General features: G+C 61.3%; 14 protein-coding genes. 6 read left to right on the top strand and 8 right to left on the bottom strand.

Annotated features, from left to right (window positions below):
- Positions 1-108 precede the first annotated feature (108 nt).
- The 7 genes from ABIE16_RS02770 to ABIE16_RS02740 form a co-directional block, all read right to left on the bottom strand.
- Positions 109-651 carry a DUF2058 domain-containing protein gene (locus ABIE16_RS02770; protein ID WP_429520531.1) on the bottom strand — a complete coding sequence of 181 codons (543 nt, stop codon included), beginning with the start codon at positions 649-651 and terminating at the stop codon, positions 109-111.
- A gap of 28 nt (positions 652-679) precedes the next feature.
- On the bottom strand, positions 680-1513 hold the full coding sequence (gene mazG, locus ABIE16_RS02765) for a nucleoside triphosphate pyrophosphohydrolase (RefSeq protein WP_102669940.1): 834 nt from the start codon (positions 1511-1513) through the stop codon (positions 680-682).
- Positions 1514-1650: 137 nt separating this feature from the next.
- Positions 1651-3894, bottom strand: a complete 2244-nt coding sequence (gene relA, locus ABIE16_RS02760; RefSeq protein WP_090457279.1) for a GTP diphosphokinase — start codon at positions 3892-3894, stop codon at positions 1651-1653.
- 122 nt (positions 3895-4016) lie between these two features.
- Positions 4017-5369, bottom strand: a complete 1353-nt coding sequence (rlmD, locus tag ABIE16_RS02755; RefSeq protein ID WP_057713656.1) for a 23S rRNA (uracil(1939)-C(5))-methyltransferase RlmD — start codon at positions 5367-5369, stop codon at positions 4017-4019.
- Positions 5369-6271 (bottom strand): cysteine synthase CysM, encoded by a 903-nt coding sequence (gene cysM, locus ABIE16_RS02750; protein ID WP_056728010.1) that lies wholly within the window; start codon positions 6269-6271, stop codon positions 5369-5371. The genes rlmD and cysM overlap by 1 nt, the downstream gene beginning before the upstream one ends.
- A gap of 168 nt (positions 6272-6439) precedes the next feature.
- Positions 6440-7861, bottom strand: coding sequence for a histidine kinase sensor domain-containing protein (locus tag ABIE16_RS02745; RefSeq protein ID WP_429520530.1), 1422 nt, complete (start codon positions 7859-7861; stop codon positions 6440-6442).
- Positions 7851-8570 carry a response regulator transcription factor gene (locus ABIE16_RS02740; RefSeq protein ID WP_429520529.1) on the bottom strand — a complete coding sequence of 240 codons (720 nt, stop codon included), beginning with the start codon at positions 8568-8570 and terminating at the stop codon, positions 7851-7853. The genes ABIE16_RS02745 and ABIE16_RS02740 overlap by 11 nt, the downstream gene beginning before the upstream one ends.
- Before the next feature lie 215 nt (positions 8571-8785).
- On the opposite strand from ABIE16_RS02740, the gene ABIE16_RS02735 reads away from it, so the two are divergent.
- From ABIE16_RS02735 to ABIE16_RS02720, 4 genes are all read left to right on the top strand, one after another.
- Positions 8786-11539, top strand: a complete 2754-nt coding sequence (locus tag ABIE16_RS02735; protein ID WP_407514759.1) for a response regulator — start codon at positions 8786-8788, stop codon at positions 11537-11539.
- 95 nt (positions 11540-11634) lie between these two features.
- On the top strand, positions 11635-12627 hold the full coding sequence (locus ABIE16_RS02730; protein ID WP_429520528.1) for a 2-hydroxyacid dehydrogenase: 993 nt from the start codon (positions 11635-11637) through the stop codon (positions 12625-12627).
- Positions 12628-12704: 77 nt separating this feature from the next.
- The gene (locus ABIE16_RS02725; protein ID WP_056728017.1) at positions 12705-13139 is read left to right on the top strand and encodes a hypothetical protein; all 435 of its coding nucleotides are present in this window, start codon (positions 12705-12707) and stop codon (positions 13137-13139) included.
- Positions 13139-13543 carry an META domain-containing protein gene (locus ABIE16_RS02720; protein WP_429520527.1) on the top strand — a complete coding sequence of 135 codons (405 nt, stop codon included), beginning with the start codon at positions 13139-13141 and terminating at the stop codon, positions 13541-13543. The genes ABIE16_RS02725 and ABIE16_RS02720 overlap by 1 nt, the downstream gene beginning before the upstream one ends.
- A 192-nt stretch (positions 13544-13735) precedes the next feature.
- On the opposite strand, the gene ABIE16_RS02715 is transcribed toward ABIE16_RS02720, so the two are convergent.
- The gene (locus ABIE16_RS02715) at positions 13736-14203 is read right to left on the bottom strand and encodes a TlpA disulfide reductase family protein (protein ID WP_057713649.1); all 468 of its coding nucleotides are present in this window, start codon (positions 14201-14203) and stop codon (positions 13736-13738) included.
- A gap of 114 nt (positions 14204-14317) precedes the next feature.
- On the opposite strand from ABIE16_RS02715, the gene arsC reads away from it, so the two are divergent.
- Positions 14318-14671 carry an arsenate reductase (glutaredoxin) gene (gene arsC / locus ABIE16_RS02710; RefSeq protein WP_429520526.1) on the top strand — a complete coding sequence of 118 codons (354 nt, stop codon included), beginning with the start codon at positions 14318-14320 and terminating at the stop codon, positions 14669-14671.
- The gene (gene wrbA / locus ABIE16_RS02705) at positions 14668-15264 is read left to right on the top strand and encodes an NAD(P)H:quinone oxidoreductase (RefSeq protein WP_057713647.1); all 597 of its coding nucleotides are present in this window, start codon (positions 14668-14670) and stop codon (positions 15262-15264) included. The genes arsC and wrbA overlap by 4 nt, the downstream gene beginning before the upstream one ends.

Genomic DNA, 15264 nt, shown 5'->3' with positions numbered 1-15264 from the left:
GAATATTTCGGGCAAAAGAAAACCCGAGAGATCGTATCGACGCGATCTTTCGGGTTCAATTCATTAATCCAGCAATGTACTAACAAACATGTAATGGAAGAGGAGCGATTACCACATCAGATCATCAGGGATCTTGTAGGCCGCATACGGATCGTCCTCGACGCTGACTTCTTCGGTCTGCACATTCATCTGCACGATGCGTTGCGGGTCGCGCTCCTGAATCTTCAATGCCGCCTCGCGCGGAATCACTTCGTAGCCGCCAGCGTGATGCACGATGGCCAGCGAACCGCTGCTGAGCTTGTTGCGCATCAGGGTGTTGACGCAGATGCGCTTGACCTTTTTGTCGTCGACGAAGTTGTAGTAATCCTCGGTCGTCAATTTCGGCAGGCGCGAGACTTCGATCAATTGCTTGACCTGCGCGGCACGGGCCTTGGCCTCAGCCTTTTCCTGATGCTGGCGGTTGAGCTCCTGGTCGCGCTTGACCTTCTCGGCCATGGCTTCCTGTGCCGCGCGCTGCTGGGAGTCATCCAGCTCGATCTGGCCTTTGTGGGCCAGGCGTTGCTGTTTCTGCTTGTCTTTGCTGACCTGCTTGGCCTGCTTCTGGTTGACCAGCCCTGCTTTGAGCAACTGGTCGCGAAGGGAAATGCTCATGGTGCTTATTACTCACTTAGGCCACTGCTCAACCGCAGCTGGGCAAATTCTTTTCCTGACGTTTGGCTTCGCCCCACAAGGCGTCCAACTCTTCGAGGGTGCAATCTTCCATGGGACGGCGGGTGTCGCGCAATGCCTGTTCGATAAAACGAAAGCGTCTTTCAAACTTGCCGTTGGCACCCCGCAGTGCGGTTTCCGGATCAACCTTGAGATGCCGCGCCAGATTCACCACGGAAAACAGCAGGTCACCGATCTCTTCGGCCACGGCCTCGGGATCATTTTCCGACATGGCTTCGAGGACTTCATCAAGCTCTTCACGCACTTTGTCGAGCACCGGCAAAGCGTCCGGCCAGTCGAACCCGACCTGCCCCGCGCGCTTTTGCAATTTTGCCGAACGTGACAACGCCGGCAATGCGGCGGGGACGTCATCGAGCAATGACAGCTGCTCGGGCGCGCAGGACTTCTCTGCGCGCTCCTCGGCCTTGATCTCTTCCCAGCGCTGCTTGACCTGCTCTTCGCTGAGGCGCGGGACATCCAGCGGTGCATAGAGGTCGCCCGTAGGGAACACATGGGGGTGACGACGGATCAGCTTGCGGGTGATGCTGTCGACCACACCTTCAAACTCGAAGCGCCCTTCTTCCCGGGCCAACTGGCTGTAATACACCACCTGGAACAACAAGTCGCCGAGCTCCCCCTGCAAGTGATCGAAGTCACCGCGCTCAATGGCGTCGGCGACTTCGTAGGCTTCTTCCAGAGTGTGGGGGACGATGGTGGCGTAAGTTTGCTTGATGTCCCACGGGCAACCGTACTGCGGGTCGCGCAGGCGGTTCATGAGGTGCAGCAGGTCTTCAAGTGAATACATCAATCTCTCTCACTGCAAAGTCCCTTGTGGGAGCGAGCTTGCTCGCGATAGCGGACAGTCAGACAACACCTGTGTTGAATGTTGAACCGTCATCGCGAGCAAGCTCGCTCCCACAGTGGATCGGCGCTGAACATGCATCAAGGTGTACGGTTACGCCGGGTTTCGATGATGTTCGGCAACTGGGAAATCCGCCCCAGCAACCGCCCCAATGCATCCAGCCCCGGAATCTCGATGGTCAGGGACATCAGCGCGGTGTTGTCCTCCTTGTTCGAGCGGGTGTTGACCGCCAGCACGTTGATCCGCTCATTGAGCAAAACCTGCGAAACGTCACGCAGCAACCCGGAACGGTCGTAGGCGCGGATGATGATGTCCACCGGATAGGTGAGCACCGGTACCGGGCCCCAGCTGACCTGGATGATCCGCTCCGGCTCCCGCCCACTCAGTTGCAGCACCGAGGCGCAGTCCTGGCGGTGAATGCTCACGCCGCGGCCCTGGGTGATGTAACCGACGATGGCATCACCCGGCAATGGCTGGCAGCAGCCGGCCATCTGGGTCATCAGGTTGCCGACGCCCTGGATCTGGATGTCGCCGCGCTTGCCCGGTTTGTAGCCGGTGGCCTTGCGTGGTATGAGTTCAAGCTGTTCGTTGCCACGCTCCGGCTCGACCAGTTGCTGCGCCAGGTTGACCAGTTGCGCCAGGCGCAAGTCCCCGGCGCCGAGGGCGGCGAACAGGTCTTCGGCAGTTTTCATGTTGGCCTTGTCGGCCAGCTTGTCGAAATCCACCGCTGGTAGGCCGAGGCGATTGAGTTCGCGTTCGAGCAAGGTTTTACCGGCCGCGACGTTCTGGTCGCGAGCCTGCAACTTGAACCAGTGAACGATCTTCGCCCGTGCCCGCGACGTAGTGACATAACCCAGGTTCGGGTTCAGCCAGTCACGGCTCGGGGTGCCGTGCTTGCTGGTGATGATCTCGACCTGTTCACCAGTTTGCAGGCTGTAGTTGAGCGGTACGATGCGCCCGTTGATCTTGGCGCCGCGGCAGTTGTGACCGATTTCGGTGTGCACGCGGTAAGCGAAGTCCAGCGGGGTAGCGCCCTTCGGCAAGTCGATGGCGTGACCGTCCGGGGTGAAGATGTAGACCCGGTCCGGCTCGATATCGACCCGCAGCTGTTCCGCCAGCCCTCCGATATCGCCCAGCTCTTCATGCCATTCGAGCACCTGACGCAGCCAGGAGATTTTCTCTTCGTAGTGATTGGAACCAGATTTGACGTCGGTGCCTTTGTACTTCCAGTGCGCGCAAACTCCCAGCTCGGCCTCTTCGTGCATGGCATGGGTGCGAATCTGCACTTCCAGCACCTTGCCCTCCGGCCCGATCACCGCCGTGTGCAGCGAGCGGTAGCCGTTTTCTTTCGGGTTGGCGATGTAGTCGTCGAACTCTTTCGGGATATGCCGCCACAGGGTGTGGACGATGCCGAGCGCGGTGTAGCAGTCGCGCATTTCCGGCACCAGCACCCGCACGGCACGCACGTCATAGATCTGGCTGAACTCCAGACCCTTGCGCTGCATTTTGCGCCAGATCGAATAGATGTGCTTGGCGCGGCCGCTGATGTCGGCATCGACGCCGGTGGCCTGCAGTTCGTTTTTCAGCTGGCTCATCACGTCGCTGATGAAGCGCTCGCGATCCAGTCGCCGCTCATGGAGCAGCTTGGCGATCTGCTTGTACTGGTCCGGTTCCAGGTAACGGAAGGACAAGTCTTCCAGTTCCCACTTGATATGACCGATACCCAGGCGATGGGCCAATGGCGCGTAGATGTCGAAGACTTCACGGGCCACACGGTTGCGCTTTTCGTCGTCGGCGGTTTTCACCGCACGGATCGCGCACGTGCGTTCGGCCAGTTTGATCAGGGCGACGCGAACGTCGTCAACCATGGCCACCAGCATCTTGCGCAGGTTTTCCACCTGGCCCTGGGTGCCCAGCACCAGGGATTTTCGCGGACTCAGGCTGTCGCTGATCGCGGCCATGCGCTGCACGCCGTCGATGAGCTTGGACACCACCGGACCGAAGCGCTGGCTGACGGCCGGCAACTTGATCTGGCCTTCGCGCACGCCTCGATACAGGATCGCGGCGACCAAAGAGTCCTGGTCGAGTTTGAGATCGGCGAGGATCTCGGCGATCTCAAGCCCTGTACGGAAAGTCGAGTTACCTTCCGACCACAGATTCTGTGCCGCATTGGCTTGTTGTTCGGCCTCGCGAGCGTACTCGCAGGCTTCTTTCAAGGCTTCGCGATCCAGTGCCAGATCGACACTGACCGCATGATCGAGCCAAGCCTCGAGATTGATACTGCCGTCGGTATTGATCGGCTGGTGTGCTCTCACCTGTACCATCTTGCTTACCTTCCCTACGACGCAGATTCAATGCGTCAAATCGCTGACCTTCGTTGCCGGTGCGCCCACGTCGGGCTGGGTGCGCGGCTGCACGGGCGGGCCAGTCGGACCAGACGAGCATCCTAGCTCGCTTCAAATAACGCCATGGCCTCGACATGTGCCGTTTGAGGAAACATATCGAGAATCCCGGCACGTTTTAACCGGTAGCCCTGCTTGATCAATTCGACCGTGTCGCGCGCCAGAGTTGCAGGGTTGCACGACACATACACCAAACGTTCGGCGCCCAGGCTCCTGAGCTTGCGCACAACCTCGAAAGCACCGTCACGCGGTGGGTCCAAGAGTACCGCACAAAAGCCTTCGGCGGCCCATTCGGCGTCCGTCAAAGGCTGGGATAAATCGGCCTGAAAAAACTTCGCGTTATGCAGATTATTGCTGGCCGCATTCGCCGCAGCCCGATCGACCATCACCTGCACGCCTTCGACCGCCACCACTTCACGAGCGGCCTTGGCCAGCGGCAAGGCAAAGTTGCCCAGGCCACAGAACAGGTCGAGTACGCGCTCATCCGCTGTCGGCTTCAGCCAGTCCAGCGCCTGGGCGACCATCGCTTCGTTGACGGCGGCGTTGACCTGAATGAAATCCCCGGGACGATACGCCAGCTCCAGGTCCCACTGTTCAAGACGATAGCCCAACGACTGATCGGCCTCGACCGGTTGCGGTTCGCCATCGCCGTGCAGCCACAACTGGGCTTCATGGAACGCGCAGAATTCCTTGAGGATCGTCAGGTCGGCATCGGACAACGGCGCCATGTGCCGCAGTAAAACCGCCAGCGTCGAGCCGCTGAACAACTCCACATGCCCGAGTGCCTGGGGTTTGCTCAAGCGCCGCAGCATCTCCGGCAAGCGGGCCATGATCGGTTGCAAGGGCTGTACCAGCACCGGGCAGTCATCGATGCCCACGATGTCCTGGCTGCCAGCGGCACGGAAACCGACTTCGAGTTTTTTTGCCTTCATGTCCCAGCGCACCGCGACGCGGGCGCGACGGCGGTAAGCGAACTCCGCACCGCTCAATGGCGCTGCCCACTCATCGGGTTCGACGCCCGCGACTCTCGACAACTGCTCGGCGAGCATGCGCTGTTTCAGGGCAAGCTGTTCGTTGTGGGGCAGATGCTGCACGCTACAACCGCCACAGCGGCCGGCATGGGCGCACGGTGCAGGGCGGCGTAGTTCGCTGGCCTTGAACACCCGTTCGGTGCGCGCCTCGACCACTTTGCCATGGGCACCGAGGACGCGCGCCTCGATCTCTTCACCGGCCAATGCGCCGATGACGAACCAGGTGCGACCTTCGAAAAACGCGATACCGCGACCGTCATTGGCCAGGCGCTCGATGGTCAGGCGCTGCTTTTTGCCGGTCGGGACTTGCGGGGCCTTGCTGCCGCCGGTGGGCTGGAAGCGCAGGCCTCTTTCATGTTTGGCCATCAGTTGGGCGCGTCGAAAATGCCGGTCGACAAGTAACGGTCGCCACGGTCGCAGATGATCGCGACGATCACCGCGTTTTCAACTTCTTTGGACAGGCGCAGCATTGCCGCCACGGCACCGCCCGAGGACACACCACAGAAAATGCCTTCTTCGCGGGCCAGACGACGGGTCACGTCTTCGGCTTCGCTTTGCGCCATGTCGACGATCCGGTCCACGCGGTCAGCCTGGTAGATCTTCGGCAGGTATTCCTGAGGCCAGCGGCGGATCCCCGGGATCGCCGAGCCTTCCATCGGTTGCAGGCCGATGATCTGCACGTTGTCGTTCTGCTCTTTCAAGTAGCGCGACACACCCATGATGGTGCCGGTGGTGCCCATGGAGCTGACGAAATGGGTGATGGTGCCCTGGGTCTGGCGCCAGATTTCCGGGCCGGTGGTGGTGTAGTGCGCCTCGGGGTTGTCACCGTTGGCGAACTGGTCCAGTACCTTGCCGCGACCTTCGGCTTCCATCTTCTGCGCGAGGTCACGGGCGCCTTCCATGCCCTGCTCCTGGCTGACCAGAATCAGCTCGGCGCCATAGGCCGTCATGGCTGCCTTGCGCTCGGCGCTGGAGTTGTCCGGCATGATCAGGATCATTTTGTAACCCTTGATCGCAGCGGCCATGGCCAGGGCGATCCCGGTGTTGCCCGAGGTCGCCTCGATCAGCGTATCGCCGGCGTGGATCTGCCCGCGCAACTCGGCGCGGGTGATCATCGACAGCGCCGGACGGTCCTTGACCGAACCCGCCGGGTTGTTCCCTTCGAGCTTGAGCAAAAGGGTATTGCTGGTGGCGCCGGGCAGGCGCTGCAAACGGACCAGCGGAGTGTTGCCGACGCAATCGGCGATGGTTGGGTACTGCAAGGTCATGGCGTATTCGCAATCCAGACTGCGGGGGCGACTATCATACCGGCAAACGTTCCCAGGCCATATCACGCAAAGTGCGGTGCTTATGGCTTATGGGAATAAGCAGATATGTTGCGGTGAACAGGAGGGCTTCATCGCGAGCAAGCTCGCTCCCACAGGGTGCCGGGGTGATCACAGGTTTCGCGGTTCAAGAACGGTCAGTGTGGGAGCGGGCTTGACCGCGATGGCGTCGGCACTGGCGCTATCAACATCCGCCAACAACCGCATGTTCAGGCGCAACCCGGTTCCGGTGTTCTGCGCCCAAAGCTGTCCGCCCTGACGCTGCACCGCGTTTCGGGCGATGCTCAAGCCCAAGCCAAACCCACCATCCCCCGGCCGCGAACCGTCGAGTCGGGTGAACGGCAGGAAGATCCGCTCCAGATCAGCTTCCGCCACGCCGCCACCCTGATCCTCCAGCCATAGATGCCAGAAATCTCCATCACGCTGGCCGCCGAGCAGGACAACCCCACCATCAGGTGAATGCCGAATCGCATTGCGCAGAATGTTTTCCAATGCCTGGGCCAGGGTGTTGAGATGACCGCGAACCCAGCAGGATGAATCTACGGTGCATTGCAACTGCGTATCGGGCCAACCACTTTCATAGCAGGCGTTCTCCGTGAGCATTTCCCACAGGGCCTGGATCTGGATCGCTTCGTCAGGCAATCGGGTGCGCTCGGTATCGAGCCACGCCAGTTGCAGCGTGTCTTCCACCAGGCGCTGCATGCCATCGACTTCACGGCCGATGCGTTCGCGCAATGGCTCCAGCCCCTGCTCGCTTTCACTGGCCACCCGCAGGCGGCTCAAGGGCGTGCGCAATTCGTGGGACAAGTCGCGCAGCAGTTGCTGCTGCAAGGCCACAGTGCTTTGCAGGCGCTCGGACATGTGATCGAACGCCCTGCCCAACTCGCCCAATTCATCGGAACGATTGGTGGTGCGGCTCGACAGGCGCACATTCAGTTGGTCGGCACGCCAGGCATTGGCCTGTTCACGCAGACTGTTGAGCGGCACCACCAACAAACGATACAGCCCGACGCACAACAGCAAGGTGAACAATCCCGGAATCACGCCGTTGGTGATCACCCGCCAGAACACCCGGTAACGCCCGGGTACGAAGCGCTTGGGCAACTCGATCACCAGGCTGCCGACGGAGGGGTCACCGGGAAAGGGTATGCGCATCCACGGCCGGCCTTTCTTGTGGATGGGCCAATCGAGGCCGCGCAAAAAAGTCAGGCGTTCGACTTCCTTGTCCGTCAGCGATTGGTTGCTCAAGGACTGCAAATCACCGCCGATGACACCGACCCAACCTTTTTCCCGCTGATGCATGCCTTGCAGCCAGTCATCGATACCGGCGCTCTGACGCTGCTGCCATGCCTGCTCGGCTTCGGCGGCATAACCGGACAGGGTGCCGCGGGCCTCATCGGAGAGGAACTGGTTACGCTGCTCCATGTAACGGCCCCAGGACCAACTCAGCCAGATCATCAGCAGACAGAAAGCGACCAATAGACAGGCCAGTTTCCAGAACAGCGAATGCCTGCCCGGCAAGTTACATGTCATCGGCGGCGCTCAGGATGTAGCCCTTGCCCCAAACCGTACGCACTTCGCGCTCGGTATATCCAATGGCCTTGAGCTTGCGGCGGATCTGGCTGATGTGCATGTCCAGGCTGCGGTCATGGGCCGCGTAACCGCGCTGCAGCACCTGTTGATAAAGAAAGGCTTTGCTCAGTACTTCGTCGGCGCTGCGGTGCAGCGTCTCAAGCAACCGATACTCGCTGCGGGTCAGGCCACCGGCCTGTTCGCCATAAAAGACCTCGAAGCTTTCATCGTCGAAACGCAGGCTGTCCATCGACGGGGCCGGCACGGCGGGGGCCGGTCGGCGGTCGAGTGCCACCCGCCGCAGAATGGCTTCGATGCGCACCCGCAACTCCACCATGCTGAAGGGCTTTGGCAGGTAATCATCAGCCCCCAGGCGAAAGCCGCTGATGCGATCGGCCTCGGCACCGAGGGCAGACATCAGCAACACCGGGGTGGAATGGCTCTGGCGCAATTGGGTCAGTACCGCCAGGCCGTCCAGGCCCGGCAGCAGAATATCCATCAACACCACGTCGAATGGTTGCCGGCGGGCAATGTCCAGGCCTTCCTGACCGTTCTGGCACCAGGTCACCTGGAAGCCGCTGCGGTCCAGATGCTCATGAACGTAGGCGCCGAGCACAAGGTCGTCTTCGATGGACAGGATTCGGGGAAGGCCGGCAGTGATGGGAGTCATGACTATCTGCAAATAATTCTCAGTTGAGCGATTATTCAAGATTGCCTCGCCAGGGGCAACCCACCGTTTGTCCGTATTGCCAATGAGTCGTCCGGACCGACGAATGACGGCACCATTTTTACGAAGATTGCCCGCGAGCAAATCGCTACACTGCGCAAGTGGTGCATGGCGGATGCATGTGCAGGCCTATAAATAGCGGGATGCAGGAGAGATGCGTGCTCAAGAAACTGGGAATCAAAGGCCGCGTGCTGTTGCTGACCCTGTTGCCAACCAGCCTGATGGCGTTGGTGCTGGGGGGATATTTTACCTGGATGCAACAGGCTGACCTGCAAACCCAACTCATGCAGCGCGGCGAAATGATCGCCGAGCAGTTGGCTCCACTGACGGCGCCAGCCATGGGCCATCAGGACAACGAACTGCTCGAACGCATCGCCACCCAGGCCCTGGAACAAACCGACGTGCGGGCCGTGACCTTCCTGGCTCCTGACCGCACGCTGCTGGCCCACGCCGGCCCGACCATGCTCAACCAGACACCCTCCGGCAGTGGCACGCAGATGCTGCGCCGCAGTGGCAACGATGCGACCCGCTATCTGCTGCCGGTATTCGGCAAGCACCGCAACCTGGCCGGGGACGTGATTCCCGAAGAAGCCGACCGCCTGCTGGGCTGGGTCGAGCTTGAACTGTCCCATAACAGCATGCTGTTGCGCGGTTACCGCAGCCTGTTCGCCAGCCTGATGTTAATCGCGGCGGGGCTCATAGGTGCGGCACTGCTGGCCTTGCGCATGGGTCGCACGATCAATCGGCCATTGAGCCAGATCAAGCAAGCCGTGGCTCAACTCAAGGACGGTCATCTGGAAACCCGCCTGCCGCCACTCGGCAGTCAGGAACTGGACGAGTTGGCCTCCGGCATCAACCGCATGGCCGGCACCCTGCAAAATGCGCAGGAAGAATTGCAGCACAGCATCGACCAGGCCACCGAAGACGTGCGCCAGAATCTGGAAACCATCGAGATCCAGAACATCGAACTGGACCTGGCGCGCAAGGAAGCCCTGGAAGCGAGCCGGATCAAGTCCGAATTCCTGGCCAACATGAGCCATGAAATCCGCACGCCGCTCAACGGCATTCTCGGTTTCACCCACCTGCTGCAAAAAAGCGAGCTCACCCCGCGCCAGCTCGACTACCTGGACACCATCGAAAAATCCGCCGACAGCCTGCTGGGCATCATCAACGAGATTCTCGACTTTTCGAAAATCGAGGCCGGCAAGCTGGTGCTCGACCATATTCCGTTCAACCTGCGCGACCTGCTACAGGACACCCTGACCATCCTCGCCCCGGCTGCCCACGCCAAGCAGCTGGAACTGGTGAGCCTGGTGTACCGGGACACGCCGCTGTCGCTGGTGGGCGACCCACTGCGGCTCAAGCAGATCCTGACGAACCTGGTGAGCAACGCGATCAAGTTCACCCGCGAAGGCACCATCGTCGCCCGCGCCATGCTCGAAGAAGAACACGAAGACACCGTGCAGTTGCGCATCAGCATTCAGGACACCGGCATCGGTCTGTCGAACCAGGACGTACGCGCCCTGTTCCAGGCCTTCAGCCAGGCCGACAACTCGCTGTCGCGGCAACCCGGCGGTACTGGCCTGGGCCTGGTGATTTCCAAGCGCCTGATCGAACAGATGGGCGGTGAGATCGGCGTCGACAGCACGCCGGGGGAAGGGTCGGAATTCTGGATCAGCCTGAGCCTGCCAAAAACCCGCGACGATGCCGAAGACCTGCCCTCGGCACCCTTGCTCGGGCGACGGGTGGCGGTACTGGAAAACCACGAGCTGGCACGGCAGGCGTTGCAGCATCAACTGGAAGACTGCGGCCTCAGCACCACACCGTTCAATACCCTGGAAAGCCTGACCAATGGCGTCACCGCCGCCCACCAGACCGACCAGGCGATCGACCTCGCCGTACTCGGCATCACCAGCAACGACATGCCGCCGGAACGCCTCAACCAGCACATCTGGGACCTCGAGCATCTTGGCTGCAAAGTGCTGGTGCTGTGCCCGACCACGGAACAGACGCTGTTCCATCTTTCCGTGCCCAACCCCCACAGCCAGCTCCAGGCTAAACCGGCCTGCACCCGCAAGCTGCGACGCTCCCTGTCTGACCTGGTCAACCCGCGGTCTATGCGCAGCGAGCCGGGCGAACCGGTATCCAGCCGTGCCCCGAAGGTGCTTTGCGTCGACGACAATCCGGCCAACCTGATGCTGGTGCAAACCCTGCTCGAAGACATGGGCGCCAAGGTACTTGCGGTGGAAAGCGGTTATGCCGCCGTCAAGGCGGTGCAGAACGAGACATTCGATCTGGTGTTGATGGACGTGCAGATGCCCGGCATGGACGGTCGCCAGAGCACCGAGGCGATCCGCCAGTGGGAAAGCGAACGCCATTGCACGCCGCTGCCGATCGTGGCCCTCACTGCCCACGCCATGGCCAACGAAAAACGCGCGCTGCTGCAAAGCGGCATGGACGACTACCTGACCAAACCGATCAGCGAACGGCAATTGGCGCAAGTGGTGCTGAAGTGGAGCGGCCTGGCGCTGCGCAATCACAGCCCGGAGCGCTCCGGCGATGGGCATGCTGGCACCCATGATCTGTTGGTGCTCGACCACGAGGAAGGATTGCGCCTGGCTGCCGGCAAGGCCGATCTGGCCGCGGACATGCTGGCGATGCTGCTGGCGTCACTGGAGGCTGACCGCGAAGCCATCCGACTGGCTCGGCAAAGCAATGAACACAACGCCCTGGTCGAACGGGTCCATCGCCTGCATGGCGCGACGCGTTACTGCGGCGTACCGCAATTGCGTGCGGCCTGCCAACGCAGCGAAACCCTGCTCAAGCAGCAGGACCCGAAAGCCAGCCTGGCACTGGATGAGCTCGACCGGGCAATCAATCGCCTGGCAGCCCAGGCGCGCATGAATGCTTGATGCAGCGCAATCGCGAAGGGCTGCCGGCGAGTTAACCTGAGGACTGTCGAATGCCGGCTTGCTCAACGGCGCAGGCCACCTTCAAGGAGCACCGCATGCGTACGATTCTTTTCAGCAGCCAGAACTACGACCGCGACAGCTTTCTCGCGGCCGGGCAACCGGCCGGCATCGAGTTGCAATTTCAGACTGCGCGCCTGAGCCTCGACACGGTAGCGCTCGCCCAAGGGTATGAAGCGGTCTGCGCGTTCATCAATGATGACCTTGGCGCTGCGGTACTCGAGCGCCTGGCCGCTGGAGGCACACGCCTGATCGCCCTGCGCTCGGCCGGTTACAACCATGTCGACTTGCCGACAGCAAAACGCCTGGGACTGGCCATCGTGCGTGTCCCGGCCTATTCGCCCCACGCCGTTGCCGAACATGCAGTAGCGCTGATCCTCGCACTCAACCGCCGTTTGCCCCGCGCCTACAACCGCACTCGCGAAGGGGATTTCAGACTACAGGGGCTGACCGGTTTCGATCTGGTGGGCAAGACCGTCGGCGTGGTCGGCACCGGTCAGATTGGTGCCACCTTCGCCAAAATCATGAGCGGATTTGGCTGTCAGTTGCTGGCCTATGACCCCTACCCCAACCCGCAGGTCGAAGCCCTCGGCGCTCGCTACCTGAGCCTGCCGCAATTGCTGACCGAATCGCAGATCATCAGCCTGCACTGCCCGCTCAACGAGCAGAGCAAGCACTTGATCAACCGCGAGTCCCTGGCGCACATGCAACCGGGCGCGATGTTGATCAATACCGGGCGTGGCGGTCTGGTGGACACCCCGGCACTGATCGATGCCCTGAAAGACGGTCGCCTGGGTTACCTGGGGCTGGATGTGTATGAGGAGGAAGCGCAGTTGTTCTTCGAGGACCGCTCCGACCTGCCGTTGCAAGACGATGTGCTGGCCAGGCTGCTGACCTTTCCTAACGTGATCGTCACCGCGCACCAGGCGTTCCTGACCCGCGAAGCGCTGGACGCGATTGCCGCCACCACATTACACAACATTGCAGCCTGGACGGCGGGCACCCCGGAAAACCTGGTGACGGGAGACTGAAACGGATCGAAGGTCATCTACCTGCGCGATGCGGCGTACAAGCCCGTGCTAGCATATCGCGCATATTTGGAGGACCCATGGTCGAACACGATTTCCGCTACAGCCTGATGAACCCGCAACACACCCTCACTGAATGCCGCGCCCTGGTGCCGGGGCGCTATCAAGTCACCGGCAACGGTGGTTCGATTCGCAACAATGACGTGCTGGTTGTGACTCTCAAGGGTGCCAAGGACTTGTCCATGCGCCTGACCGTCGAAACGGTTCGCCACCTGATCAACCCGCCCGGCCAATGGGTCGCGGTAGCCAGTGGCCCGGTGTTCGGCGAACTGGCCATCCACACCTGGCAAGTGAACTGTGACAGCTGTGCCAAAGAGCTGAGCTTCGAGTTTGCCGTCGATGCCAAGCTGGGCAACAAGGCCGAAAAGCCTGCCGCCACCGCGCGGATCGCCGAGCTGGGCTGGACCAGCGTTGGCGAGAAACACCTGTGCCCGAAATGCCAGGAGCCTGCGTGATGAAAGGCCTCGCTCTGACCGCCATGGTCGGTGCCGGCCTGCTGGGCTGCGCCGCCGAGCCGGTGCAACTGCAACAGAACCGCAGCTACATTCTGGAGTGGATCGGCGAGCGGCCGTTGATGGACTACAGCCACCTGACCGTCACCCTCGGCGAAGACGGCCGGGCCTACGGTAATGGCGGCTGCAACCACTGGTTCGCGCCGTACACCCTCGATGGCGACAAACTGACCTTCGGCAAAATCGGCAGCACCCGCAAATTGTGCGCGCCGGCACTGATGGAACAGGAAAAACGCTTCCTTCAGGCCCTGGAAGACGTCCAGCGCTGGGACGTCTCCCCGATCGAGCAGATACGCTTCTGGCCAGCCGAAGGCAAGGCGTTGCGTTGGTGGCTCGAGGAGGGTTGATCGCCCTTTCAGCACGGTGAAACCTGTGGCGAGGGGGCTTGCCCCCGTTGGGCTGCGAAGCAGCCCTAAATCCAATAACCGCGTTTGATCAGGTTAACCGTGTATATCGGCTTTGCGACTGCTGCGCAGCCGAACGGGGGCAAGCCCCCTCGCCACAAAAAGCCCCTGACCACAATGAAAACGATCATCTGATCAATTCTTCGCCTGCAACGCCTCAAGCTTCGCCATCACCCCCGCCGCCGTCTGCTCACCCATCAATTGCTCACGCACCTTGCCCTTGTTATCGATGATGTAGGTCACCGGCAATGCTTCGCTGCGCGGCAGCTCGAACAGTTCGGAAGGGTCCTGGGCCAGCACGGTGAACCTGATCCCAAGTTTCTCGCTCGCGTCCTTCAGTTCTTGCCCCTGGACATTGTCGAAGTTGACCCCGAACACACCGATTTTCTTGTCCTTGAGCTGCTCAGCCAAGGCATTCAACTCCGGTATCTCGGTACGGCAAGGCCCGCACCATTCTGCCCAGTAGTTGAGGACCAGCCATTTGCCGTCCAGTCGGTCGGCGGCGATCTTGTGGCCGTCCTGGTCGATGCCATAGTCATTACCGCAGCCCCCCAGCATCAACGCTCCGATGATCGCCAATGCTGCTGCCAGTCGCCTTGTCATGTCGTGTTCCTTGTCAAAAATTGAATGCACCTGCGACCCATCGCCTCTTACGGTTCTGGATTGCGCGCTGCACAGTTAGAATAGCCGCCACCTTACGCAAGATGCGACCCGCTCATGACCGATCTGACGCTTTATCACAATCCGCGCTGCTCGAAATCCCGCGGTGCGCTCGAACTGCTTGAAGCCCGTGGCCTGACCCCGACCGTGGTCCGCTACCTGGAAACCTCGCTGGACGCCGCGCAGATCCAGAGCCTGCTGGGCAAACTCGGGATCAGCGCCCGGCAACTGCTGCGCACCGGCGAGGACGAGTACAAGACCCTTGACCTGGCCGACAGCAGCCTGAGCGAAGCGCAATTGATTGCCGCCATCGCCGCCCACCCGAAACTGATGGAACGACCGATTCTCGAAGTCGGCAACAAGGCCATTATCGGCCGCCCACCGGAGCAGATCCTGGAACTGTTGCCATGAGTGCACCGTACATTCTGGTTCTGTACTACAGCCGCAGCGGCTCGACCAACGAAATGGCCCGGCAGATCGCACGTGGTGTCGAACAGGCCGGGCTTGAGGCCCGCCTGCGCACGGTGCCGGCGATTTCCAGCGAGTGCGAAGCCGTTTCGCCGGAGATTCCCGACGAAGGCGCGCTGTATGCCAGCCTCGACGACCTGAAGAACTGTGCCGGCCTGGCACTCGGCAGTCCGACCCGCTTCGGCAACATGGCGGCACCACTGAAGTATTTCCTCGACGGCACCAGCAACCTGTGGCTGACCGGCGCCCTGGTGGGAAAACCGGCGGGTGTGTTCACCTCCACCGCGAGCCTGCACGGCGGCCAGGAGACCACGCTGCTGTCGATGATGCTGCCGTTGTTGCACCACGGCATGCTGATCACCGGCCTGCCCTACAGCGAGTCGGCACTGCTGGAAACCCAGGGCGGCGGTACGCCATACGGCGCCAGCCACCACGCCGGCGCCGACGGCAAAAGCGGTCTGGACGCCCATGAAGTGGCGTTGTGCCGCGCGCTGGGTCTGCGCCTGGCCAAGACCGCACAGAAACTGGAGAGCTGA

The organism is Pseudomonas sp. 2725, from assembly GCF_050434585.1.
In the GTDB taxonomy this organism is placed as follows: domain Bacteria; phylum Pseudomonadota; class Gammaproteobacteria; order Pseudomonadales; family Pseudomonadaceae; genus Aquipseudomonas; species Aquipseudomonas jessenii.
This window is presented reverse-complemented; position numbering and strand designations above follow the sequence as displayed.